Source organism: Bacillus sp. SDLI1, from assembly GCF_001553895.1.
GTDB lineage: Bacteria > Bacillota > Bacilli > Bacillales > Bacillaceae > Bacillus > Bacillus siamensis.
Genome location: NZ_CP013950.1, coordinates 3,014,213 through 3,036,961 on the forward strand (window position 1 = coordinate 3,014,213; position 22,749 = coordinate 3,036,961).

The 22,749-nt window shown below is 45.5% G+C and carries 27 protein-coding genes, 2 pseudogenes and 1 riboswitch; of the genes and pseudogenes, 27 read left to right on the plus strand and 2 right to left on the minus strand.

Features of this window, described 5'->3' with window-relative positions:
• Positions 1-10 precede the first annotated feature (10 nt).
• Positions 11-151, minus strand: coding sequence for a YuzL family protein (locus AUL54_RS20805; protein ID WP_076982541.1), 141 nt, complete (start codon positions 149-151; stop codon positions 11-13).
• Between the two features lie 190 nt (positions 152-341).
• On the opposite strand from AUL54_RS20805, the gene AUL54_RS14620 reads away from it, so the two are divergent.
• The 19 genes from AUL54_RS14620 to sufB all read left to right on the plus strand — a co-directional run bounded on the left by AUL54_RS14620 (position 342) and on the right by sufB (position 17,128).
• Positions 342-2,711, plus strand: coding sequence for a 3-hydroxyacyl-CoA dehydrogenase/enoyl-CoA hydratase family protein (locus AUL54_RS14620; protein ID WP_060964325.1), 2,370 nt, complete (start codon positions 342-344; stop codon positions 2,709-2,711).
• Positions 2,712-2,721: 10 nt separating this feature from the next.
• Positions 2,722-3,897, plus strand: coding sequence for an acetyl-CoA C-acetyltransferase (locus AUL54_RS14625; protein ID WP_060964326.1), 1,176 nt, complete (start codon positions 2,722-2,724; stop codon positions 3,895-3,897).
• An 18-nt stretch (positions 3,898-3,915) separates the two neighbouring features.
• Positions 3,916-5,700: an acyl-CoA dehydrogenase family protein gene (locus AUL54_RS14630; protein WP_060964327.1), complete on the plus strand. Its 1,785-nt coding sequence runs from the start codon at positions 3,916-3,918 to the stop codon at positions 5,698-5,700.
• 113 nt (positions 5,701-5,813) lie between these two features.
• A complete protein-coding gene (locus AUL54_RS14635) occupies positions 5,814-6,170 on the plus strand; it encodes an arsenate reductase family protein (RefSeq protein ID WP_049627325.1) in 357 nt (118 codons plus the stop codon).
• 59 nt (positions 6,171-6,229) lie between these two features.
• Positions 6,230-6,613, plus strand: coding sequence for a glycine cleavage system protein GcvH (gcvH, locus tag AUL54_RS14640; RefSeq protein ID WP_003151844.1), 384 nt, complete (start codon positions 6,230-6,232; stop codon positions 6,611-6,613).
• Between the two features lie 54 nt (positions 6,614-6,667).
• Positions 6,668-6,904, plus strand: a complete 237-nt coding sequence (locus AUL54_RS14645) for a YusG family protein (protein WP_016938003.1) — start codon at positions 6,668-6,670, stop codon at positions 6,902-6,904.
• A 67-nt stretch (positions 6,905-6,971) separates the two neighbouring features.
• Positions 6,972-7,334, plus strand: a complete 363-nt coding sequence (locus tag AUL54_RS14650; protein ID WP_082761642.1) for a toprim domain-containing protein — start codon at positions 6,972-6,974, stop codon at positions 7,332-7,334.
• Between the two features lie 8 nt (positions 7,335-7,342).
• Positions 7,343-7,663, plus strand: a complete 321-nt coding sequence (locus tag AUL54_RS14655; RefSeq protein WP_016938005.1) for a thioredoxin family protein — start codon at positions 7,343-7,345, stop codon at positions 7,661-7,663.
• Between the two features lie 96 nt (positions 7,664-7,759).
• Complete coding sequence (locus tag AUL54_RS14660; RefSeq protein WP_060964329.1) at positions 7,760-8,110, plus strand: SCP2 sterol-binding domain-containing protein; 351 nt, start codon at positions 7,760-7,762, stop codon at positions 8,108-8,110.
• Between the two features lie 111 nt (positions 8,111-8,221).
• Positions 8,222-8,328, plus strand: a riboswitch (SAM riboswitch).
• A 105-nt stretch (positions 8,329-8,433) separates the two neighbouring features.
• Positions 8,434-9,459, plus strand: a complete 1,026-nt coding sequence (gene metN, locus AUL54_RS14665; RefSeq protein ID WP_060964330.1) for a methionine ABC transporter ATP-binding protein MetN — start codon at positions 8,434-8,436, stop codon at positions 9,457-9,459.
• Positions 9,452-10,120 carry a methionine ABC transporter permease gene (locus AUL54_RS14670; protein WP_060964331.1) on the plus strand — a complete coding sequence of 223 codons (669 nt, stop codon included), beginning with the start codon at positions 9,452-9,454 and terminating at the stop codon, positions 10,118-10,120. The genes metN and AUL54_RS14670 overlap by 8 nt, the downstream gene beginning before the upstream one ends.
• Positions 10,121-10,133: 13 nt before the next feature.
• Positions 10,134-10,949: a methionine ABC transporter substrate-binding lipoprotein MetQ gene (metQ, locus tag AUL54_RS14675; RefSeq protein ID WP_060964332.1), complete on the plus strand. Its 816-nt coding sequence runs from the start codon at positions 10,134-10,136 to the stop codon at positions 10,947-10,949.
• Positions 10,950-11,041: 92 nt separating this feature from the next.
• Positions 11,042-11,419 (plus strand): carboxymuconolactone decarboxylase family protein, encoded by a 378-nt coding sequence (locus tag AUL54_RS14680; RefSeq protein WP_031306536.1) that lies wholly within the window; start codon positions 11,042-11,044, stop codon positions 11,417-11,419.
• Positions 11,420-11,611: 192 nt separating this feature from the next.
• A complete protein-coding gene (locus tag AUL54_RS21250; RefSeq protein WP_003151857.1) occupies positions 11,612-11,764 on the plus strand; it encodes a YuzK family famiily protein in 153 nt (50 codons plus the stop codon).
• Positions 11,765-11,941: 177 nt separating this feature from the next.
• Entirely contained in the window at positions 11,942-12,727 is a 786-nt protein-coding gene (sufC, locus tag AUL54_RS14685; protein WP_003151872.1) for a Fe-S cluster assembly ATPase SufC, read from the plus strand.
• Between the two features lie 17 nt (positions 12,728-12,744).
• Positions 12,745-14,058, plus strand: a complete 1,314-nt coding sequence (sufD, locus tag AUL54_RS14690) for a Fe-S cluster assembly protein SufD (RefSeq protein ID WP_016938012.1) — start codon at positions 12,745-12,747, stop codon at positions 14,056-14,058.
• Complete coding sequence (sufS, locus tag AUL54_RS14695) at positions 14,058-15,278, plus strand: cysteine desulfurase SufS (RefSeq protein WP_060964333.1); 1,221 nt, start codon at positions 14,058-14,060, stop codon at positions 15,276-15,278. The genes sufD and sufS overlap by 1 nt, the downstream gene beginning before the upstream one ends.
• The gene (gene sufU / locus AUL54_RS14700; RefSeq protein WP_003151877.1) at positions 15,268-15,711 is read left to right on the plus strand and encodes a Fe-S cluster assembly sulfur transfer protein SufU; all 444 of its coding nucleotides are present in this window, start codon (positions 15,268-15,270) and stop codon (positions 15,709-15,711) included. Before sufS ends, sufU begins: the two co-directional genes overlap by 11 nt.
• A 19-nt stretch (positions 15,712-15,730) precedes the next feature.
• Positions 15,731-17,128, plus strand: a complete 1,398-nt coding sequence (gene sufB, locus AUL54_RS14705) for a Fe-S cluster assembly protein SufB (RefSeq protein ID WP_003151878.1) — start codon at positions 15,731-15,733, stop codon at positions 17,126-17,128.
• Between the two features lie 52 nt (positions 17,129-17,180).
• Here the strand turns inward: sufB and AUL54_RS14710 are convergent.
• Positions 17,181-17,786, minus strand: a pseudogene (locus AUL54_RS14710) (site-specific integrase).
• An 84-nt stretch (positions 17,787-17,870) separates the two neighbouring features.
• Between AUL54_RS14710 and AUL54_RS14715 the strand changes: the two are divergent.
• From AUL54_RS14715 to spoVAE, 8 genes and pseudogenes are all read left to right on the plus strand, one after another.
• Entirely contained in the window at positions 17,871-19,004 is a 1,134-nt protein-coding gene (locus AUL54_RS14715) for a BppU family phage baseplate upper protein (RefSeq protein ID WP_235588374.1), read from the plus strand.
• Positions 19,005-19,391: a DUF2977 domain-containing protein gene (locus tag AUL54_RS14720; RefSeq protein WP_060964334.1), complete on the plus strand. Its 387-nt coding sequence runs from the start codon at positions 19,005-19,007 to the stop codon at positions 19,389-19,391.
• Positions 19,336-19,638 (plus strand): annotated as a pseudogene (locus tag AUL54_RS14725) (LysM peptidoglycan-binding domain-containing protein); the annotation flags it as partial. The gene AUL54_RS14720 and the pseudogene AUL54_RS14725, both read left to right, overlap by 56 nt.
• 513 nt (positions 19,639-20,151) lie before the next feature.
• Positions 20,152-20,358: a DUF1657 domain-containing protein gene (locus AUL54_RS14730; RefSeq protein ID WP_060964336.1), complete on the plus strand. Its 207-nt coding sequence runs from the start codon at positions 20,152-20,154 to the stop codon at positions 20,356-20,358.
• Positions 20,359-20,415: 57 nt separating this feature from the next.
• Positions 20,416-20,889 (plus strand): hypothetical protein, encoded by a 474-nt coding sequence (locus AUL54_RS14735; RefSeq protein WP_060964337.1) that lies wholly within the window; start codon positions 20,416-20,418, stop codon positions 20,887-20,889.
• Between the two features lie 14 nt (positions 20,890-20,903).
• Positions 20,904-21,383 (plus strand): stage V sporulation protein AC, encoded by a 480-nt coding sequence (spoVAC, locus tag AUL54_RS14740; RefSeq protein WP_060964338.1) that lies wholly within the window; start codon positions 20,904-20,906, stop codon positions 21,381-21,383.
• Positions 21,383-22,396 carry a stage V sporulation protein AD gene (gene spoVAD, locus AUL54_RS14745; RefSeq protein WP_060964339.1) on the plus strand — a complete coding sequence of 338 codons (1,014 nt, stop codon included), beginning with the start codon at positions 21,383-21,385 and terminating at the stop codon, positions 22,394-22,396. Before spoVAC ends, spoVAD begins: the two co-directional genes overlap by 1 nt.
• Positions 22,397-22,747, plus strand: a complete 351-nt coding sequence (spoVAE, locus tag AUL54_RS14750; RefSeq protein ID WP_060964340.1) for a stage V sporulation protein AE — start codon at positions 22,397-22,399, stop codon at positions 22,745-22,747.
• Positions 22,748-22,749 lie beyond the last annotated feature (2 nt).

A 22,749-nucleotide genomic window follows, 5' to 3' on the forward strand; every position in this document is an offset into this window, starting at 1 on the left:
CCGCAGTATGTTACTCCATGTTGTCTTTTTTATATTGCTGATTTTGGCTTGTCCGCTTGCCGCCGCCGTATTTTTGCTTCGGTCCCGCATTTCCTTTCATGCTTGCCGCGCTCACTGCGCCGGAAGACGGATCTTTTCTCCCTCGCACCATTCCCTTCACCTCCGGGTTTAAGTTTCCCGCCTGCGGCACGGAACATGCGGAAGCCAAAAAATTTAAAAAAATTCCATATTTGCTATTGAAGTCATCCTGAAAATCTTTTAAGATGAAAGAAGAAAAGGGTTTCATTTTTTTTGCCGAAAAAATGAATGACTATTCATTCAAAGTTCAAGGGGGATGACTCATGCACAAGTTTATAAAGAAAGCAGCCGTTCTCGGGTCAGGCGTCATGGGGTCCGGAATTGCCGCGCACTTGGCTAACATCGGAATTCCCGTCCTGCTGCTTGATATTGTGCCAAACGAGCTGACAAAGGATGAGGTGAAAAAAGGGCTGACATTAGAAAGCCCGGAGGTCCGCAGCAGACTGAGCCGATCGGCCATGCAAAAGCTGCTGAAGCAAAAACCGGCGCCGCTGACTTCAGCTGCCAATCTCGATTATATAACGGCGGGGAATTTGGAAGATGACGCCGCTCAATTGAAGGATGCCGATTGGATTATTGAAGTCGTCGTCGAAAATCTTGACGTGAAAAAACAGATTTTCTCACTTGTTGATGAATACCGGAAACCGGGAAGCATCGTGTCCAGCAATACGTCCGGTATCTCCGTCACAAAAATGGCGGAAGGCAGATCTGCCGATTTTAAAGCTCATTTCTTAGGAACCCATTTCTTTAATCCGGCCCGCTACTTGAAGCTTCTGGAAATCATTCCGATTCAGGAAACAGATCCTGACGTATTGCAATTTATGACTTCATTTGCCGAAAATACACTCGGAAAAGGTGTCGTCATCGCAAAAGACACGCCTAACTTTATCGCTAACCGCATCGGTACGTACGGCCTGTTGGTCACGGTAAGGGAAATGCTTTCCTCCGGCTGCCGCATCGGCGAGGTGGACACGGTGACCGGGCCTTTGATCGGCAGACCGAAAAGCGCGACCTTCAGAACCCTTGACGTCGTGGGGCTTGATACATTCGCCCATGTGGCAAAAAATGTTTATGATAAAGCCGACGGCGCTGAAAAAGACATGTTTAAGCTGCCGGAATTTATGAATGACATGCTGAAAAACAATTGGCTGGGCAGCAAATCAGGCCAAGGTTTTTACAAAAAAGAAGGTAAAACAATATATGAGCTCGATCCGCTTACCATGACATACGGCGAGCGCTCGAAAATGAAGACGCCCGCTTTAGAAGCCGCCAAACAGGCAAAGGGTGCCAAAGGGAAAATGAAAGCGCTTATATACTCTGATGACCGCGCCGGCCGCCTGCTTTGGAATATCACGTCGCAAACTCTCTTATACTCAGCCCGGCTTTTAGGTGAAATCGCTGATGATATCAAAGCGATTGACGACGCCATGAAATGGGGCTTCGGCTGGGAGCTCGGCCCGTTTGAGATATGGGATGCCATCGGTGTCAGAACATCAGCGGAGCGGCTTGAACAAGAAGGCGCAGAACTTCCCGGCTGGGTGAAAGAAATGCTTGACGAGGGCCATGAAACATTTTATATGAAGGAAAACGGAAGACGATTTTACTATTCAGACGGCCAATACAGGGCTGTGAAAGAAAATCCGAAACGAATCAGCCTGCAAACGGTAAAGGAAACAAAGGGCGTGATCAGCAAAAACAGCGGCGCCAGTCTGATTGATCTCGGCGATGATATCGCTCTGCTGGAATTTCATACGAAAAGCAACGCGATCGGCTTAGACATTATTCAGATGATTGACAATGCGCTTGAGGAAACGGAGCGGAATTATAAAGGTCTTGTCATCGGAAACCAAGGCAGACATTTCTGCGCGGGAGCAAACCTGGCGATGATTTTAATGGAAGCTCAGGATGATAACTTCATGGAAGTCGATTTTGTCATCCGCCGTTTTCAGCAGACGATGCTGAACATCAAATACAGCGCCAAACCTGTTGTGGCGGCGCCGTTCGGAATGACACTCGGCGGAGGAACGGAAGTCTGTCTTCCGGCGGCACGCGTTCAGGCGGCGAGCGAATCGTATATGGGTCTTGTCGAAACCGGCGTCGGCCTTATTCCGGGCGGCGGAGGAAATAAAGAATTGTACATGAATTACTTGAACGGCGGAAGTGAACTGATGGACGCGGCCATTAAAACCTTCGAAACCATTGCGCTTGCCAAGGTGTCCGGCTCGGCGCACGAAGCCCGTGATATGAAGATTTTGTCTGCGGCAGACCGCATCAGCATGAATCAGGATCACCTGCTGCACGATGCGAAACAGCTGGCTGCTTATTTATATGACAGCAGATACCGCCCGCCTGCCCGCAAAAAAGTAAAAGTCACGGGGGAAACCGGCTGTGCGGCGTTACTGCTCGGAGCAGACCAAATGAGAAGATCAGGCTATTTATCAGATCACGATATGAAGATTGCGAAGAAGCTGGCCCATGTCATTGCTGGAGGAAGAGTCCCGTTCGGCACGGAGGTTTCAGAAGAATATTTACTTGAGATTGAAAGAGAAGCCTTTTTAAGCCTCGCTGGCGAGGCGAAATCTCAAGCGAGAATGCAGCATATGCTGGTCAAAGGCAAACCTTTACGGAACTAGGAGGGTGTTTATGAGAGAAGCAGTCATTGTGGCCGGTGCGAGAACGCCGGTCGGTAAAGCGAAAAAAGGGTCGCTTGCAGCCGTTCGTCCTGATGATTTAGGCGCGCTTTGTGTGAAAGAAACGCTGAAACGGGCAGGCGGCTATGAAGGAAACATCGATGACTTAATTATCGGATGTGCAACACCTGAAGCCGAACAAGGATTAAATATGGCGCGGAATATCGGTGCGCTGGCGGGGCTTCCTCATACGGTGCCGGCCATTACGGTGAACCGCTACTGCTCTTCCGGACTTCAATCCATCGCTTACGGTGCGGAAAAAATTATGATCGGCGCGGGCGACACCGTCATCGCCGGCGGGGCGGAATCCATGTCGCAAGTTCCGATGATGGGGCATGTGACCCGCCCGAATATCGCTTTGGCGGAGCATGCGCCTGAGTATTACATGAGTATGGGGCACACAGCGGAGCAGGTCGCCGAAACATACGGCGTATCCAGAGAAGACCAGGATGCATTTGCCGTCCGCAGCCATCAAAATGCCGCGAAAGCCCTTAAAGAAGGGAAATTTAATGACGAAATCGTGCCGGTTGAAGTATCGCTGACAGAAGCCGGGGATGACCATAAGCCGCGGAAAAAACAATTTACCTTTTCTCAAGATGAAGGCGTGCGCCCCGGCACATCGGCTGACGTATTGGCAAAGCTCCGTCCGGCTTTTTCTAAAACGGGAACCGTGACGGCCGGGAACTCTTCACAAACGAGTGACGGCGCGGCTGCTGTCATGCTGATGGATCGCGAAAAAGCTTCGTCGCTCGGATTGGCGCCGCTAGTCAAATTCCGTTCCTTTGCCGTAGGCGGCGTTCCCCCTGAGGTCATGGGGATCGGTCCGATTGAAGCTATTCCGCGGGCGCTCAAGCTTGCCGGACTCGAATTGCAGGATATCGGGCTTTTTGAATTGAATGAGGCCTTTGCTTCACAGGCCATTCAAGTTATCAGATCACTGGGAATAGATGAAGAAAAGGTGAACGTCAATGGGGGCGCCATCGCGCTCGGACATCCGCTCGGCTGCACGGGGACGAAGCTGACCCTGTCACTCATTCATGAAATGAAACGGAGAAACGAGCAATTCGGCGTGGTGACGATGTGCATCGGAGGCGGCATGGGCGCTGCCGGCGTATTTGAGCTCATTTAAACAAAGGGGGAAACGAATATGAAACAGGAAACGGTCAACGTCAAAAAAGGCGGCAGCTTTCTGATTGAGGAGACGGGATATGATCAAATATTCACTCCGGAGGACTTTACAGACGAACATAAAATGATCGGCAAAACGACAGAAGACTATGTCGTAAACGATGTGCTTCCTTATATTGATGAAATTGAAAACCATCAGTTTGAGCATTCAGTCAGACTGCTCAGAAAAGCCGGAGACTTGGGCCTCCTCGGAGCAGACGTGCCTGAAGAGTATGGAGGCATCGGCTTGGATAAAATCAGTTCAGCCTTCATTACGGAAAAATTTTCGCGTGCCGGCAGCTTTTCGCTATCTTACGGCGCTCACGTCGGTATCGGCTCATTGCCGATCGTGTTCTTCGGAACGGAAGAACAGAAAAAAACATATTTGCCGGACTTGGCTTCAGGACAAAGAATCGCGGCATACGCCTTAACTGAGCCCGGTTCAGGTTCAGATGCCCTCGGCGCGAAAACAACGGCCGTTTTGAATGATGCGGGCACACATTATATTCTCAACGGAGAAAAACAATGGATTACTAACTCCGCCTTTGCAGATGTCTTTGTCGTCTACGCAAAAGTGGACGGAGATAAGTTTTCCGCATTTATCGTAGAGAAAAATTATCCGGGCGTGTCAACGGGCCCTGAAGAGAAAAAGATGGGGATTAAAGGTTCATCGACGAGAACGCTGATTTTAGATCAGGCGGAAGTGCCGAAAGAGAACCTTCTCGGCGAAATCGGAAAAGGCCATGTCATTGCCTTTAATATCCTGAATATCGGACGCTACAAGCTTGCCGTCGGCACAATCGGCGCTTCTAAACGGGTGATTGAGCTGTCTGCCGCTTACGCAAACCAGCGCCGGCAATTTAAAACGCCGATTTCAAGCTTCACGCTCACTCAGGAAAAGCTTGCGACAATGTCGGCACGGCTTTACGCCATGGAGAGCTCTGTATACAGAACAGTGGGCTTGTTCGAAGATAATATGAGCCGGCTGACGGAAGAAGCGCAAAAAGACGGACGCGAAGTCGCAAAGTCAATCGCCGAGTACGCGATTGAATGCTCGCTCAACAAAATGTGCGGATCTGAAACGCTTGATTACATTGCCGACGAAGGCGTTCAAATTCACGGCGGTTACGGGTTTATGCAGGAATATGAAGTAGAGCGCGCCTACCGTGACTCCCGAATCAACAGAATTTTTGAAGGCACAAATGAAATCAACCGCCTGATCGTAACGAGCACGTTCCTGAAAAAAGCCGTAAAAGGGCAGCTTCCGCTCTTTGAAAAAGCGAAGGCGCTCCAGGAAGAGCTCATGATGCTGATGCCTGAAGAGCCGGGCTCAGAGCCTCTTGAGCAGGAAAAATACATTGTCAGACAGGCGAAAAAAATCGCCCTCTTGACAGCGGGACTCGCGGCGCAGAAATACGGAAAAGAGATCGAAGGCGAGCAGGAAATCATGGTGAACATCGCTGATATCGTCAGCGCGGTGTACGCTTTGGAATCTGCCGTCCTCAGAACGGAAAAAGCGATTGCGGCGGACGGTGCCGAAAAAGCCGCGCAAAAGCTGTTATATACGGAAATCTTTGCCCAGGAAGCCCTTCAGAATATTGAAGCGCATGCCAAAGAATCACTGATCGCCATGGAGGAAGGAGATTCCCTCCGCATGATGCTTTCCGTGCTGCGCAAACTGACGCGCCTGACACCGAAAAATCTGATTCGGAAAAAACGTGAAGCGGCTGCAGCTGTCTTCCGTGAAGAAAAATATATCGTCTGATCACATGCTGTAAGCGCTCCTTCATCCGGAGCGCTTTTTCATGAAGCAACGTTATAGGTTTTTACAAGTGATTGTGTTAAAATAACGACGATCATTTACAAGGGGTGAAGAAGATGTCGTTAAATTTTTACTGGTACCCTAAATGCGGAACGTGCCGTAATGCGAAAAAATGGCTGGAAGACCGCGGTAAGGAAATAAACGAAATACATATTGTGGAGGAAACTCCGTCGAAAGAAGAAATTAAAGACCTCTATGAAAAGAGCGGACTTGAACTGAGAAAGTTTTTCAACACGAGCGGCATGAAATACCGCGAGCTGAACCTAAAGGAAAAACTGTATCACATGTCAGAGGATGAACAGCTTGACCTTCTGGCATCTGACGGTATGCTCCTGAAACGCCCGATTACGACAGACGGCGAAAAAGTCACTGTCGGCTTCAAAGAAGACCAATTCGAAAAATATTGGATGTAATGCCGCGTTCTAAGTATTATGGTATCTTCTTATTATAAGAAAAAATTGGAGGGATTTAGATGAGCACACCGAAAGATATGCGTTATTCCAAAGAGCACGAATGGGTCAAAGTTGAGGACGGAAAAGCTCGTATCGGGATTACACATTTCGCACAAGCCGAACTTGGCGATATCGTATTTGTCGAGCTTCCGGAAGTCGGCGCTGAAATTAAAGCGGACGAGCCATTCGGCAGCGTAGAATCCGTCAAAACCGTATCCGAATTGTACGCACCGATTAACGGAACGGTGACGGAAGTGAACGAAGACCTTGATGACAGCCCTGAATTCGTAAACGAATCTCCGTATGAAAAAGCGTGGATGATCGTCGTGGAACCGGCTGATGCTGAAGAAATCGAAAACCTCATGACTTCCGAGCAATATGACGAAATGACACAGGAAGACTGATCGGATAGCAAAAGGGCCATTTGGACATTCTATCTGTAACGGGAGGTGTCTAATATGGCGTTTGATAAACAAAAGGTCGATGTGACGGAAAACGTCACGGGCCGCTTTCAAAACGGCCGGTTTTCCTTGTTTCATGAAAATGAAGCCATCGGCGAGATGACAGGCATGAACCAGTACGAGCTCAAACAGGGCTTTTCATTTGAGAATCAAAAATTTTATAAAACAGCCGATGTCATAAACGGCAGTGATCCGAAATATGTGGATTGCGATTATGAGAACGGCTGGTGTTAACAGTTGGCGGTGAATTTCACTGCCTTCTTTTTTAATCTGACGCTAAAACAATCGGCAGGTGATGCTTATGAACAACGAAGATGAAAAGGTGATCATCGTAGAAGGGAAATCGGATAAAATCAAAGTCAGAGAAGTGCTCATCGAACCCGCGGAAATCGTCTGTACAAACGGGACGATCGGCCAAACCGAACTGGAAGATTTGGCGGACCGCCTGTTTGACAGAGACGTCTTTATATTAACGGACGCAGATGAATCCGGAGAAAAATTAAGAAAACAGCTGAAACGGGAGCTTCCCGAAGCGAGCCATATCTATATAGACAGAACATACAGGCAAGTCGAGTCGTGCCCGGGCCATCATCTCGCATCTGTGCTGATCAGAGCCGGCTTTGATGCTGACACTGTATTTTTGAAAAAGAACGACCTGAGGTGATAATCAAAATGAAAGAACTCCAAGAAAATGAACTCGAATTGATTCAGGATGACGTCTATCTTCTGTATTTGTACACCCCGTTTTGCGGCACATGCCAGCTGGCGTCCAAGATGCTTTCTGTCGTCGAAGAAATGCTGCCCGGCACCGCCTTCTATAAAAACAACGTGAATTATTCCCCCGCATTCGCCAAAGCCTATCAGATTGAAAGCGTTCCGTGCTTTTTGCTGTTTAAAGGCGGAGAACTTGTTGAGAAAGGATACGCCTTCCGCTCCGTTTCCTATTTATATGAGCTGATTAAACAAAAAACATCGCAAACGTTCCCGATGTGACAATTTTTACTGGAAAATGTCGTGCGGTTTATAAAGGGTTCTGTCCGTTAAAAAGAGAAAGTGTATGTATGGCCATTAAAACGGGAGGTTATACGAGTGGAGAAAATAGAAGTTTTGGAGAATGACGGACAGCATCTGTTTTTGAAACCGCTATTAAACGCCTCAACGCTGCTGATTACATTCCAGGGAGAAAAAGAAGCCTTAACGGTCTCAATTAACGGACAGGGAGAAATGAGAAAAACGTCAGTTTCAAAGGAAAAATCTAATTTGACCTTTTACGGAAACCAGGCGGAAATCATCCATCTCCTGCACGGTGATGTCTCTTTGCAGAAGCTCATCCAAAGCGGAAAACTCAAAGTGAAAGGATCATTCCGGGCCCTGCTGAAGCTGGAGGCCATCCTCTGGCTGACAAACGGATTTTTTCAGACGATCAGCAAACGGCCGTAAACAGCCAATCTACTATGTGACAATAGCTTCCATTATTTATTTTATTGACTTTTTATCATTCGCCGTGCTATTCTACAGTAAGAATTTCCGGACGAAAATACGATATGTTTTCTCTTATCAAGAGAGGTGGAGGGAAGTGCCCTATGAAGCCCGGCAACCATCAACATTGTTGAAATGGTGCCAATTCACTCGAAGCGGTCTGCTTTGAAAGATGAGAGAAAGGCCTTTTTCAATAAGCCTTTCTGCTCATTTTTGCAGAAAGGCTTTTCTTTTGCGTAGAAAACCGGAAGATTTCTTAGAATAGTGTAAGGCAGGTGATTGCTTTGATCCATCTTCAAAATGTTTCAAAAATGTACAAAGCGAAGCATGGGGATGTCAATGCTGTCCAAGATGTCACTCTTGATATCAAAAAGGGCGAAATATTTGGAATTATAGGATATAGCGGAGCTGGTAAAAGTTCCTTAATCCGTCTTTTGAACGGCCTTGAAAAGCCGACGTCAGGCATCGTGGAAGTCGCGGGGACGGAATTAAATAAAGTAAGCAGCCGCGGGCTGAGAAAAGCGCGCCAGGAAATCAGCATGATTTTCCAGCATTTTAACCTATTGTGGTCGCGTACCGTCCGGGAGAATATTATGTTTCCGCTGGAAATCGCCGGCGTGAAAAAAAGCGAACGGGTCCGCCGCGCCGATGAACTGATTAAACTGGTCGGATTAGAGGGGAAAGAAAAGTCTTATCCGTCACAGCTGAGCGGCGGTCAAAAGCAGCGTGTCGGCATCGCCCGGGCGCTCGCCAATAATCCGAAAGTCCTTCTGTGCGATGAAGCGACATCAGCGCTCGACCCGCAGACGACCGATTCAATTTTGGATCTTTTATCCGATATAAATGACAGACTCGGTCTGACGATCGTGCTCATTACCCATGAAATGCACGTCATCCGAAAAATCTGCAACAGAGTCGCCGTCATGGAAAACGGGAAAGTCGTTGAAGAAGGCGAAGTGCTCCAAGTCTTCAGAAACCCGCGCGAACCGATGACCAAGCGTTTCGTTCAGCAGGTGACAGAACCGGAGGAGACGAAAGAAACCATCCAGCATTTTCTGCAGGAAACCGCGACAGGAAAAACGATTCAGCTTTCATTTGTCGGGCAGGCCGCCGAGCAGCCCCTCATTACGGAGATGATCCGAAACTTTGATGTGGACGTCAATATTCTGCAGGGGAAAATCTCACAGACGAAGGACGGAGCCTACGGTTCTTTATTCATCCATATTGACGGTCAGGAAAAAGAAGTAGAAAACGTGATCAGGTTCATCAAAGACAAACAGGTAGAAGCAGAGGTGATCACAAATGTTTGAAAAATGGTTCCCGAACGTTGATTTAACCGAGCTGTGGACGGCCACATACGAGACCCTTTATATGACGGTCATCGCATTAGTTTTTTCATTTATCATCGGAGCGATTCTCGGTCTTCTGCTCTTTTTAACGGGCAAGGGAAGCTTATGGGAAAATAAAATCATTAACACCGTGATTGCGGCGGTCGTTAATATTTTCAGGTCTATTCCGTTTCTTATTTTAATTATTCTGCTTCTCGGCTTTACTAAGATTTTGGTCGGATCGATTTTAGGGCCGAACGCCGCATTGCCCGCGCTGATTATCGGCTCCGCGCCGTTTTACGCCCGGCTTGTTGAAATCGCGCTGCGGGAAGTCGATAAAGGAGTCATCGAAGCTGCCAGATCAATGGGAGCAAAGACATCGACGATTATCTTCAAAGTGCTGATTCCTGAATCAATGCCTGCGTTAATTTCGGGCATCACCGTTACAGCCATCGCCCTGATCGGATCTACCGCCATTGCCGGCGCCATCGGTTCAGGCGGACTCGGAAACCTTGCATATGTAGAGGGGTACCAGTCCAACAATACGGATGTAACGTTTGTAGCGACAGTATTTATACTCATCATCGTCTTTATCATTCAGATTATCGGTGATGTGATTACAAATATAATAGACAAAAGATAAGGGAGGATTTACATTGAAAAAGATTGTATTAAGTGCGCTGCTGCTTGTGTTCGCGGGAGTTTTGGCCGCCTGCGGATCAAACGGCTCAAATAAAAAGGAAATCGTCGTCGCCGCGACAAAAACACCGCATGCTGAAATCTTAAAAGAAGCGGAACCGCTCTTGAAGGAAAAAGGCTACACATTAAAAGTAAAAGTGCTGAACGATTACAAAATGTACAACAAAGCGTTAGCTGATAATGAAGTGGATGCGAACTACTTCCAGCACGTTCCTTACCTTGAACAGGAAATGAAAGAAAATAAAGATTACAAACTCGTGAATGCCGGAGCCGTTCACCTTGAGCCGTTCGGTATTTACACGAAAAAATACAAATCACTGAAAGACCTGCCTAAAGGCGCGACCATCATCATGACAAACAACGTCGCTGAACAAGGCCGTATGCTGGCGATGCTTGAAAAAGCCGGACTGATTACTCTTGATCCGAAGGTAAAAACGATCGACGCCACTACGAAAAACATTACGAAAAACCCGAAAGACCTGACATTCAAAAAAATCGCCCCTGAATTAACGGCGAAAGCATATAATGAAGAAGAAGGCGATGCAGTCTTCATTAACGTCAACTATGCGATTCAAAACAAACTGAATCCGTTAAAAGATGCGATTCAAGTGGAATCAACGAAAAACAACCCGTACGCAAACATCATCGCCGTACGCAAAGGTGACGAAAAATCAGCGAAAATCAAAGCGCTTATGGAAGTGCTTCACTCTAAGAAAATCAAAGACTTTATTGAGAAAAAATACGACGGAGCCGTGCTTCCAGTATCTGAATAAAGCAAAAACCCCGGATGGACCATCCGGGGTTTTTTTCGGGTATTAATCGGAGAACTGTCCATAATAAAAAGGAAGGTTAACGATTGGAGGGAATGGCAGTGGCTCAATACCAGGATAACGGAAAAAGCGTGCATGACGCATTGAAACAATATAAAGAAGGTTTAGGCATATTCGAGCAAAAAATGCCGATGATGGGGCGGAAGTTTAATGAATTTACTGAACAGTGTTTTTCAGCGGATTCATTAACTGAAAAAGAGAAACAATTAATCGCTCTGGGCATCAGCATCAGCGCTCAAGATGAATTTTGCATGATTTATCACACGAAAGGCTGTCTTGATCAGGGTGCGACAGAGGAAAACATCCTTGAGGTCATCAGCGTCGCGGCGGCATTCGGGGGAGGCGCGGCTCTCAGTCAGGGAGTAACCCTCGTGCAGCAGTGCATTCAGGAATTCGGACATACAACGCATTAGAAAGAGCAATCGTATGAATACCGTTTTTCAGATAAAGCCAGCGCCGGTTACCGGCACATTCGAAAGGATTCAGGGGCACACTCGCTTTGGCCGGAGCAGAGGATCATTGTTACAATAGAAACAAATATATGAAGGGATTGATTCATTATCTGCACCAGCCACGAGAGACTGGACCTTGACTATACGCCTGAAATGGAAAAAGCGATGCAGAAGTCACACGGCATCGGCTACGAGGAATACGGACGGCGTCTTTCAAAAAGGATGGAAGTCGAACGGCAGAGGGAGCTTGAGTACCAAAAAAGCAAGTTCCTCGCAGCGCAGCTTAATGAGAAAATCGGTCAGTAAAAAAGGGTGGAATTCCGCCCTTTTTCTGTTTTAAACAGCTTTAATTACACCCTGATCTTTGATAAACTTTAGGAATGTTCCTGGTAATATAAAAAGTTGTATTTACTTTTCATTTGTTATAAAATTAGAATGAGAATAAATTGAGAATAATGATTATATATTTTTGGAGGTATAGATATGGCTGCTTCAACATTAACGATCAAGGATCTTCACGTTGAAATCGAAGGAAAAGAGATCTTAAAAGGTGTAAACCTTGAAATAAAAGGCGGCGAATTCCACGCTGTCATGGGGCCGAACGGTACCGGTAAATCCACGCTTTCTGCAGCGATTATGGGACATCCGAAATACGAAGTCACTAAAGGCAGCATCACACTTGACGGCAAGGATGTACTGGAAATGGAAGTGGACGAGCGCGCTCAGGCGGGTCTTTTCCTTGCGATGCAGTACCCAAGCGAAATCAGCGGTGTGACAAATGCCGATTTCCTTCGCTCTGCGATTAACGCACGCCGCGAAGAAGGCGATGAAATTTCTCTTATGAAATTCATCCGCAAAATGGACGAAAACATGGAGTTCCTTGAAATGGACCCTGAAATGGCGCAGCGTTACCTGAACGAAGGTTTCTCAGGCGGAGAGAAAAAACGCAACGAAATCCTTCAGCTTATGATGATCGAGCCGAAAATCGCCATTCTTGACGAGATCGATTCAGGTCTTGATATCGATGCGCTTAAAGTCGTTTCTAAAGGAATCAACAAAATGCGCAGCGAAAACTTCGGCTGCTTAATGATCACTCACTATCAGCGCCTTCTGAACTACATCACACCAGATGTCGTTCACGTTATGATGCAGGGACGCGTAGTGAAATCAGGCGGTGCGGAGCTTGCACAGCGCCTTGAAGCGGAAGGTTATGACTGGATTAAACAAGAACTCGGCATTGAAGACGAAACTGTAGGCCAAGAAGCGTAAGCGTTAGGGGGATTAACATGACATTGGAAACGAAACTATCCGTAGATCAGGAATATGTCAAAGGCTTTTCCGAAAAGCATCAAGAACCTGCCTGGCTGAAAAACCTGCGCTTACAGGCTCTTGAAAAAGCTGAAGATCTGCCGCTGCCTAAGCCTGATAAAACAAAAATCACAAATTGGAACTTTACAAAGTTCAACAAGCATACAGTAGAAAACGCGCCGCTTGCTTCTTTGGAAGATTTAGCTGATGAAGCAAAAGCGCTGATCGATATCGAAAACGAAGACAAAACGTTATATGTGCAGCGTGACCAAACGCCTGCATTCCTGTCTCTCTCTAAAGAGCTGAAAGACAAAGGCGTTATTTTCACGGACATCTTAACGGCTGCCCGTGAGCACAGCGACCTCGTTGAGAAATACTTCATGAAAGACGGCGTAAAGGTCGACGAGCATAAACTGACTGCGCTTCATGCGGCATTAATGAATGGCGGGGCATTCCTTTATGTTCCTAAAAACGTTCAGGTGGAGACGCCTGTTCAGGCCGTTTACGTTCATGAAAGCAATGACACGGCATTGTTCAACCACGTGCTGATCGTCGCTGAAGACCACAGCTCCGTCACTTACGTTGAGAACTATATCAGCACGGTGAATCCGAAAGAAGCTGTATTCAACATTATCAGTGAAGTGATCACAGGTGATAATGCCAGCGTGACGTACGGTGCCGTTGACAACTTGTCAGCAGGCGTCACAACATACGTCAACCGCCGCGGAGCCGCGCGCGGACGCGACAGCAAAATCGAGTGGGCGCTCGGTCTGATGAACGATGGCGACACGATTTCTGAAAACACGACAAACCTCTACGGAGACGGCACATACGGCGATACGAAAACCGTGGTTGTCGGAAGAGGAGAACAGACGGAAAACTTTACGACGCAGATCATCCACTTCGGTAAGGCTTCTGAAGGCTATATCCTGAAGCACGGAGTCATGAAAGATGCCGCATCTTCCATCTTTAACGGCATCGGCAAGATTGAGCACGGCGCGTCTAAAGCAAACGCTGAACAGGAATCCCGCGTCCTGATGCTGAGTGAAAAAGCGCGAGGCGACGCAAACCCGATTCTTTTAATTGATGAAGACGATGTAACTGCAGGACATGCGGCATCTGTCGGCCGTGTGGATCCGATCCAGCTTTACTACTTAATGAGCCGCGGAATTGCGAAAGAAGAAGCGGAACGCTTAGTCATTTACGGATTCCTTGCTCCGGTGGTAAAAGAACTTCCGATTGAAGGAGTTAAGAAACAGCTCGTCTCCGTCATCGAAAGGAAAGTAAAATAATGAATATCACTGATATTCGTGAACAGTTCCCGATCCTTCATCAGCAAGTGAACGGACATGACCTCGTGTACCTTGACAGCGCGGCGACTTCTCAGAAGCCGCGTGCTGTCATTGAAGCAGTGGATCAGTATTACAGCAAATACAATTCCAATGTTCACAGAGGCGTCCATACTCTTGGCACAAGAGCGACAGACGGCTATGAAGGAGCACGTGAAAAAGTTCGTAAGTTTATCAATGCGAAGTCAATGGCTGAGGTCATTTTCACAAAAGGCACGACAACTTCACTGAATATGGTGGCGCTGAGCTATGCCCGCGCCAGCTTAAAACCAGGTGATGAAGTGGTCATCACCCAAATGGAGCATCATGCGAATATCATCCCGTGGCAGCAGGCTGTAAAAGCAACCGGCGCGACTTTAAAGTATATCCCGATGCAGGAAGACGGCACGCTTTCGCTGGAAGACGTCCGGCAGACTATCACAAGCCATACGAAGATCGTGGCGGTCGCTCATGTGTCAAACGTGCTCGGCACGATCAACCCGATTAAAGAAATCGCCAAAATCGCTCATGACAACGGCGCGGTCATCGTGGTGGACGGAGCGCAGAGCACACCGCACATGAAAATCGACGTTCAGGATCTGGATTGCGACTTCTTCGCGCTTTCTTCCCATAAAATGTGCGGCCCGACGGGAATCGGCGTGCTGTACGGCAAGAAAGAACTGCTTGAGAATATGGAGCCGGCCGAATTTGGCGGCGAGATGATCGACTTTGTAGGGCTTTATGAATCAACTTGGAAAGAGCTTCCGTGGAAGTTTGAAGCAGGCACGCCGATTATTGCAGGCGCGATCGGATTGGGAGCCGCGATTGATTTTCTTGAAGAGGTCGGACTCGACGAGATTTCCCGGCATGAGCATAAGCTTGCGGCCTATGCGCTTGACCGTTTCGAACAGCTCGACGGCGTTACGGTATACGGACCGAAAGAGCGGGCGGGCCTTGTGACATTTAACCTTGATGAGGTTCACCCTCATGATGTCGCGACTGTCCTTGATGCTGAGGGCATTGCGGTCAGAGCCGGCCATCATTGCGCCCAGCCGCTCATGAAATGGCTGGATGTATCTGCTACTGCGAGAGCGAGTTTTTATCTGTATAATACAGAGGAAGAGATCGATAAGCTCGCGGAAGCTCTCCAAAAGACAAAGGAGTACTTTACAAATGTCTTTTAATGCAAATTTAGATACATTATACAGACAAGTGATCATGGATCATTACAAAAATCCGCGCAACAAAGGGGTTTTGGATGACAGCATCGTCGTCGATATGAACAACCCGACTTGCGGCGACCGGATCAGACTGACAATGAAGCTTGACGGCGATACCGTTCAGGAAGCGAAGTTTGAAGGGGAAGGCTGCTCCATCTCCATGGCTTCAGCTTCCATGATGACGCAGGCGATTAAAGGAAAAGATATTGATACCGCCCTTTCCATGTCTAAGATTTTCTCAGACATGATGCAAGGGAAAGAGTATGACGACTCAATAGATCTCGGGGATATTGAAGCCCTTCAAGGCGTTTCGAAATTCCCGGCCCGGATTAAATGTGCCACCCTTTCATGGAAAGCACTTGAAAAAGGAGTCGCTGGCGAAAAAGGCGGCAATTAAAAGATTGGAGTGAAAATGGATGGCTAAAAAAATGCCTGAAATTGGTGAATACAAGTACGGTTTTCACGATAAGGACGTTTCCATTTTCCGTTCAGAGCGCGGATTGACAAAAGAAATCGTAGAAGAAATTTCACGCATGAAAGAAGAGCCTCAATGGATGCTTGATTTCCGCCTGAAATCTCTTGAGCATTTCTACAACATGCCGATGCCGCAGTGGGGCGGGGATTTAAACTCTTTAAACTTTGACGAAATTACGTACTACGTAAAACCGTCTGAGCGTTCAGAGCGTTCTTGGGATGAAGTGCCTGAGGAAATTAAACAGACATTCGACAAACTCGGTATTCCTGAAGCTGAGCAAAAATACCTTGCCGGTGTTTCTGCACAGTACGAATCTGAGGTTGTGTACCACAACATGAAAGAAGATCTTGAAGCGCAAGGCATCGTCTTCAAAGACACAGACAGCGCGCTGAAAGAAAATGAAGACATTTTCCGCGAGCACTGGGCGAAAGTCATTCCGCCGACAGATAACAAGTTTGCGGCGCTGAACTCAGCTGTTTGGTCCGGCGGATCTTTCATCTACGTGCCAAAAGGCGTGAAGGTTGAAACACCGCTTCAAGCGTACTTCCGCATCAACTCTGAGAACATGGGCCAGTTCGAACGCACGCTGATCATCGTTGACGAAGAAGCAAGCGTTCATTACGTAGAGGGCTGTACGGCTCCTGTGTATACGACAAACTCACTTCACAGCGCGGTTGTTGAAATCATCGTCAAAAAAGGCGGCTACTGCCGTTATACAACAATCCAAAACTGGGCGAACAACGTTTACAACCTTGTAACGAAACGTACGGTTTGTGAAGAAAACGCGACAATGGAATGGGTTGACGGAAACATCGGTTCTAAATTGACGATGAAATATCCGGCTGTCATTCTGAAAGGTGAAGGCGCGCGCGGCATGACGCTTTCTATCGCTCTTGCGGGCAAAGGTCAGCATCAGGACGCAGGTGCGAAAATGATTCACCTTGCACCGAATACGTCATCCACAATCGTATCAAAATCGATTTCAAAGCAAGGCGGGAAAGTAACGTACCGCGGTATCGTCCACTTCGGACGGAAAGCGGACGGCGCCCGTTCAAACATCGAGTGCGATACGCTCATTATGGATAACAAATCAACTTCTGATACAATCCCTTACAATGAAATTCTGAACGACAACATTTCATTGGAGCACGAAGCGAAAGTATCAAAAGTTTCTGAAGAACAGCTTTTCTACTTGATGAGCCGCGGTATTTCTGAAGAAGAAGCAACAGAAATGATCGTTATGGGCTTCATCGAGCCGTTCACAAAAGAACTTCCGATGGAATACGCAGTTGAAATGAACCGTTTGATCAAGTTCGAAATGGAAGGCAGTATCGGCTAAGCCTGATACAGCAGGGGTTTAAGAAAACCTCACCCACAAAACACCCACAAGATTATAAAATTGTATACCGCAGATACATCTCTAATGCATCATTTTCAATTTTTTTAGTGACATGGAGGTACGTATCTGCGGTTATTTTTATGCTCGAATGCCCAAGTCTTTCAGATGCAAATTTCAAATCAGCTTTGGCCTCAATTAAATGAATCGCATGGCTATGCCTTAATGCGTGGGGTGACAATATTGGTAACTCAGCTCTTTTACATATCTCTTTGAAATATTCCCTAACAACATTTGTGCGCAACCAGCGTCCGTCATGCTGATAAAACACAATATCGGTCTCCGGTTTTTTGTAATTTTTATATTTGAGCACAACCTCGTTTCTGTTGATTCTACGTTTTTTTTAAAGCTGAATGGTGTGCATATCTAGTTTGATTATTCTTAAGCCGGCTTTTGATTTAGGAGTTGAAAGATAGGGTGTGGAATTTGTCGGGTAGACTAGTGTTTTATTCACTTTTATCGTGCACTCTTCAAAATCTATATCGTTCCAGGTTAGAGCGAGCGCTTCACCTATTCGTAAACCGGTCCGAGCCATGAGAGAAAATAAAACATAATACTGTATTGAATGTTTGTATTTGGAATTTTTCTGAGGTTCTTTCACCTGATTTAGAAATTTTTCTAGTTGGTCTACTGTAAAAAATTTAATTTCCTTATTGTTTTTAGTTTCCTTCGGGATTTTAATACGGTGACGGTATCAGTCATATCAAACGGTACGCCTTATGATCTAACCGGGAAAACTGTCTCTTTCGAAGGGCTGAAGCCTGACGGCACGCATATTATTGATACAAACGGCGGTATTGTCCTTAATGCCCAGGGCGGGATTTTTCGTTATGTGTTCCCTTACCAAGCATTTGCGGCCGTGGGGGAATATGAACAGGCATTCTTTAAAGTGAGCCGAGACAGTCAAACAGACACCACATTAGAATTTAAAATCAAAGTGCTTGAGAACAAAGTGGAAATGGGTATCAATTCAGCCTCCTTTATTTCTGATTTTGAAAATTTGAAAACGCAGCTTAAACAAGCCTATGACGACTTTTTAACCTTGGTCAAATCAGATCAGGACGTAACACAAAATATCATAGAGGGCACTAAAACAACAATCCAATCATTGCAAGAGCAATTAAACACGCTTAATACTAAAATTCAAAACAGTGATATTGTCACGACCGGCCAATATGAAAATGATATGAAAACCCTCAATGATCAAATTAGTCAATTCAACAGCGTAGTTGATAATTTGGGAAAAAGCGTGTCCGCTGATCTTGGGGAAATGAAACAAAAAATTGATACAGCTATCGTTAACAAAATGGATACAACGCCCGTTGTTTTAGCGGATATTTATGACATTATTAGTACGGGTGTGTACTGGTATAATTCTACGACTCAAAATCTGCCGCCTAAATTGAACGGCGACAACGCGAATGGGTTTATTTTCGCCGTTTTCAGTGATCAGGATAATGGCTTAGTGACTTTGCAGGGATCTGATTGGCATATTGAAAAATACCAGGGAGCATTTCGTAATTGGGTATCGAAATCACCGGTTCTATTGTTTTCAGGGAGCGCGAAAGCGGGGGATACTATTAAACTTGCTGCCGATATTTCTAATTTTCAGCTATTTCCTGTCCCGGTCGATACTGTTTTTTATATCAACAATGCCGGCCTAAAAAGCAACGGGAAAGGCATGTATCAAGATGAAATCAGACTGAAGTACACGGACGGAAAGACATTAGTTGTGACAGAATGTCTTTCGCTGGATACTGAAAAAATGGAAATCAGTAACCCTGAAATCTATATTTCGAGTATCAAGGGGGTCTTTTAATTGCAAATTGTCCTAAATGAAAACAACGAAGTAGCAGCTTATGCTTTGGTAGGGGAGCTGGATAAAGCAATTGAGATATCGGATGAATTTGCCACGGCTGAATTTATTTCCAATCCGTTCCGTTACAAATTATCTGATGGTGCTCTCATTATTAACCCGGATTATCAAAATCCCGTCATTAATGATTTGAATACGCCCGGCCCAATGGAGCAGGCCCAAGAGCAAATTGTTGCCCTTGTGCAGCAGCACATTACGGATAGTCAAACCATCAAGCAAATGCAAGATCAAATTATTCAATTGACTAAAGCAGTCATGACATTACAGAAAGGGGTTAAGAAAGCATCAAGACTGGAACGGCAAGTATTGCCCGCACCGCATTTTGTTTGAGGGAAGATGGGAACAAGTAAAGGCGGCCATTGCTACAGAATTAGAACGCCTTGGTGGTAAAAAAACATCTTCTCCTGCGAAAACAAAAACAAAGGCTAACGGGGCGACGTACACCGTGAAGAAAGGAGATGCTCTATCTGTAGTTGCACAGAAAACAGGTGTAAGTATGGCAACCCTGCAAAGATTGAACGGTATCAAGGATCCGAACTTGATCAAGGTCGGCCAAGTATTAAAGCTCAAAGGCTCAAAGGCTCAAAGGCTCAACAATCATTTAATCAACAAGGTCAGTAAAACCAACAATTCCAACCTCCGTTACAATAAAAATGTCCGTTGAAAGACAAGGTTTTTACAATTGTATGTTGTCAAATTATAGCTACTTTGGCATTGCGGTTGATTTATTGTGATACAAAAAGGCCCTTTTCTATATAAGGGCTTTTTGTAGTTTTATTTTGTCCATCCCTTAAGAGAACCAATAAAAAGTCAGGACAATAGGAAAAAAGCCTTTAAAAAAACGGCTCTTTTCGGTTGTTCGTTAATTTTAAAATGTGTATCTAAATGAGTGAAGAAATGTGCATTACACCTAAGTGGAGGGATGGATAGTACTGGATCTACTAATCGAGCTGCTTTCTTTTACATTTTATGCTTCGCCAGTCTAAGATGTGATTTTCAACTAACAGAGAAAAATGAAAAAAATGGATTGAATATGATATGAAAAGTAATACATTCTATAATTATAAAGTTGATAAAGGAGGTAGAAAACATGACAGTTGTCAATCAAGTCAAACAGGCCTTAGCAAGTCTGAAAAGCGCACAAGCAAGCTTTGAAACATTTTCATTAGGCACTGATAACCAGAATGCTAAGCAGCTTTATCAACAAGCTGCCCAACAAACTCAAACGATTGTTGATTCACTCGAGCCGCGTCTTGAGCAAATTGAACAAGAAGAACCGCAATATAAACAACAGTAAGGATTGAAAAAGGTTGGTGATAATTAGCCAACCTTTTTCTTGAAAGGGGTGATGAGGATGAAGGTTTTTTTGAATTATTTCCTTATAGCAGTATTTTTACTTACTATAAGTACCATCACCATTGGTTGTCAAAATGTAAACGAAAACAATAATCAAAACAAATCGATGGCAATTCGGCATGTAAATGTTCAAAATGATAAAACAGATCAGGCCGTAGCAAATAAAGCAAAGGATCAGTTATTGAAAAAAGATGAAGTTACTAAAGTCAGAGGAGCCAATAGTAAAAAGGATTTAATCCTGGCTGTTCAGGTTGAACAGTTTGGCCGTTTTCGGCTAAAGGATATCGAGAAACAGTCTAAAGCCCTGCTGGAAAAAAAAATTCCTGGTTACAGTATTGAAGTGTCAACCGATCAAAAAATCTATTGGGAGTTAGACAAATTAGAAAAACAGCTTGAAAACAAAAAAATCAGTGAACAAAAATTGCAGAAAAAACTTAAGAAAATCAAAAAAATGATGAAAGAAAAGCCTTAAAGAGGTGGGGTTAAATGGCTAATCAAAAAAAGAAAAATTTAACACCTGTTATGCAAGAATATCAACAATTCGCAAAAGAACGAGAAGTCAAACGGCCTGTTTTAAAAAATTGCTTAAATGCTTTTATAACAGGCGGAATCATTTGTTTAATCGGACAAGCAATTCAAATGTTTTTTATGTATTATTTTAATTTTACAACTCTGACGGCCGGAAATCCCACTGTTGCGACAATGATTTTCATCTCTATGCTCTTAACAGGGTTTGGGATTTACGATCGGATTGCTCAATTTGGAGGTGCAGGGTCAGCTATACCAGTGACCGGATTTGGAAATGCGGTTATTTCTGCGGCAATTGAACATCGTACCGAAGGATTTGTATTAGGTGTGGGAGGCAATATGTTCAAGTTGGCTGGCTCTGTCATTATGTTTGGTGTTTTCTCCGCATTTGTGTTTGCTACGATTAAAACCATCCTCATTACTTGGGGGGGACTGTAATGCTTGCGGGTCACCGTACTTGGATTTTTGATCGTAAACCGGTTATTGTTGCGACTGGAACAGTAGGAGGGCCGTTCGAAGGGAATGGAAAAATCCCGAATGATTTCGATCTTTTGCACAACGATATGTGGCTGAATCAGGATTCGTTTGAAAAAGCCCAGCAAGTTCTTTTGGAAGATGCCTGCCAAACGGCGATTAAAAAAGCGAACATCCAAAAAGATCAGGTACAGTTTTTTCTAGGCGGAGATTTAATTAATCAAATTACACCAACCAGCTTTGCTACAAAAACACTGGGAGCACCTTATATTGGGCTATTTGGAGCGTGTTCCACATCGATGGAAGGCTTAGCCTTGGGTGCTTTTCTTGTTAACCATAAGGGAGCAAACTGTTTGCTGACCGGGGCTGTAAGCCATAATGCGGCAGTTGAAAAACAATTCCGCTATCCAACAGAATACGGTTCGCAAAAGCCCCCTACCTCACAATGGACTGTTACTGCTGCCGGCGCAGCACTGTTAAAGGATAAGGGAGACGGTCCTGTTGTCACATCAGCCACAATCGGAAGAATTATTGATATGGGCTTGACAGATCCTTTTAATATGGGAGGGGCGATGGCGCCTGCTGCCGTAGATACGATTGAAACCCATTTAAAAGAGCGGGGGGTTGACCCTTCCTATTATGATGTCATCGCGACAGGGGATCTTGGGCACATCGGCAGGGAAATTGCTTTGGATTTATTCAAAAAACACGAGACATGGATTAGTGAAAAACAATTTCAGGATTGCGGCTTAATGATTTACAGGGAAGGACAGCCTGTACTTGCCGGAGGAAGCGGTGCGGGATGCTCAGCGGCCGTTGCATATGGGCATTTATTAAATCTAATGAAAAAAGGTGAAATTAAGCGTCTTCTTGTCGTTGCAACCGGAGCATTATTATCTCCATTGTCATACCAGCAAAAAGAAACGATTCCGTGTATTGCCCATGCTGTTTCAATTGAGCTCGGAGGTGAGAAATAGGTGATCTTTTTTTGGGCATTTGTTGTCGGGGGACTGATATGTGTCGTTGGGCAAATTATGTTCGATGTATTTAAGCTGACACCGGCACATACGCTGTCCACACTTGTCGTCATTGGCGCTTTACTTGATGCGTTTGGGCTTTATGAACCATTTATTGATTTTGCGGGAGCTGGAGCAACTGTACCGATAGTCAGTTTTGGAAATCAGCTTTTCCATGGGGCAATGGAAGAAGCAAATCAATATGGCCTAATCGGAGTAATCACCGGTATGTTTAAAGTAACAAGTTCTGGAATTTCGGCTGCTGTTATTTTTGGTCTGATTGGAGCACTAATTTTTAAACCAAAAGGATAAGG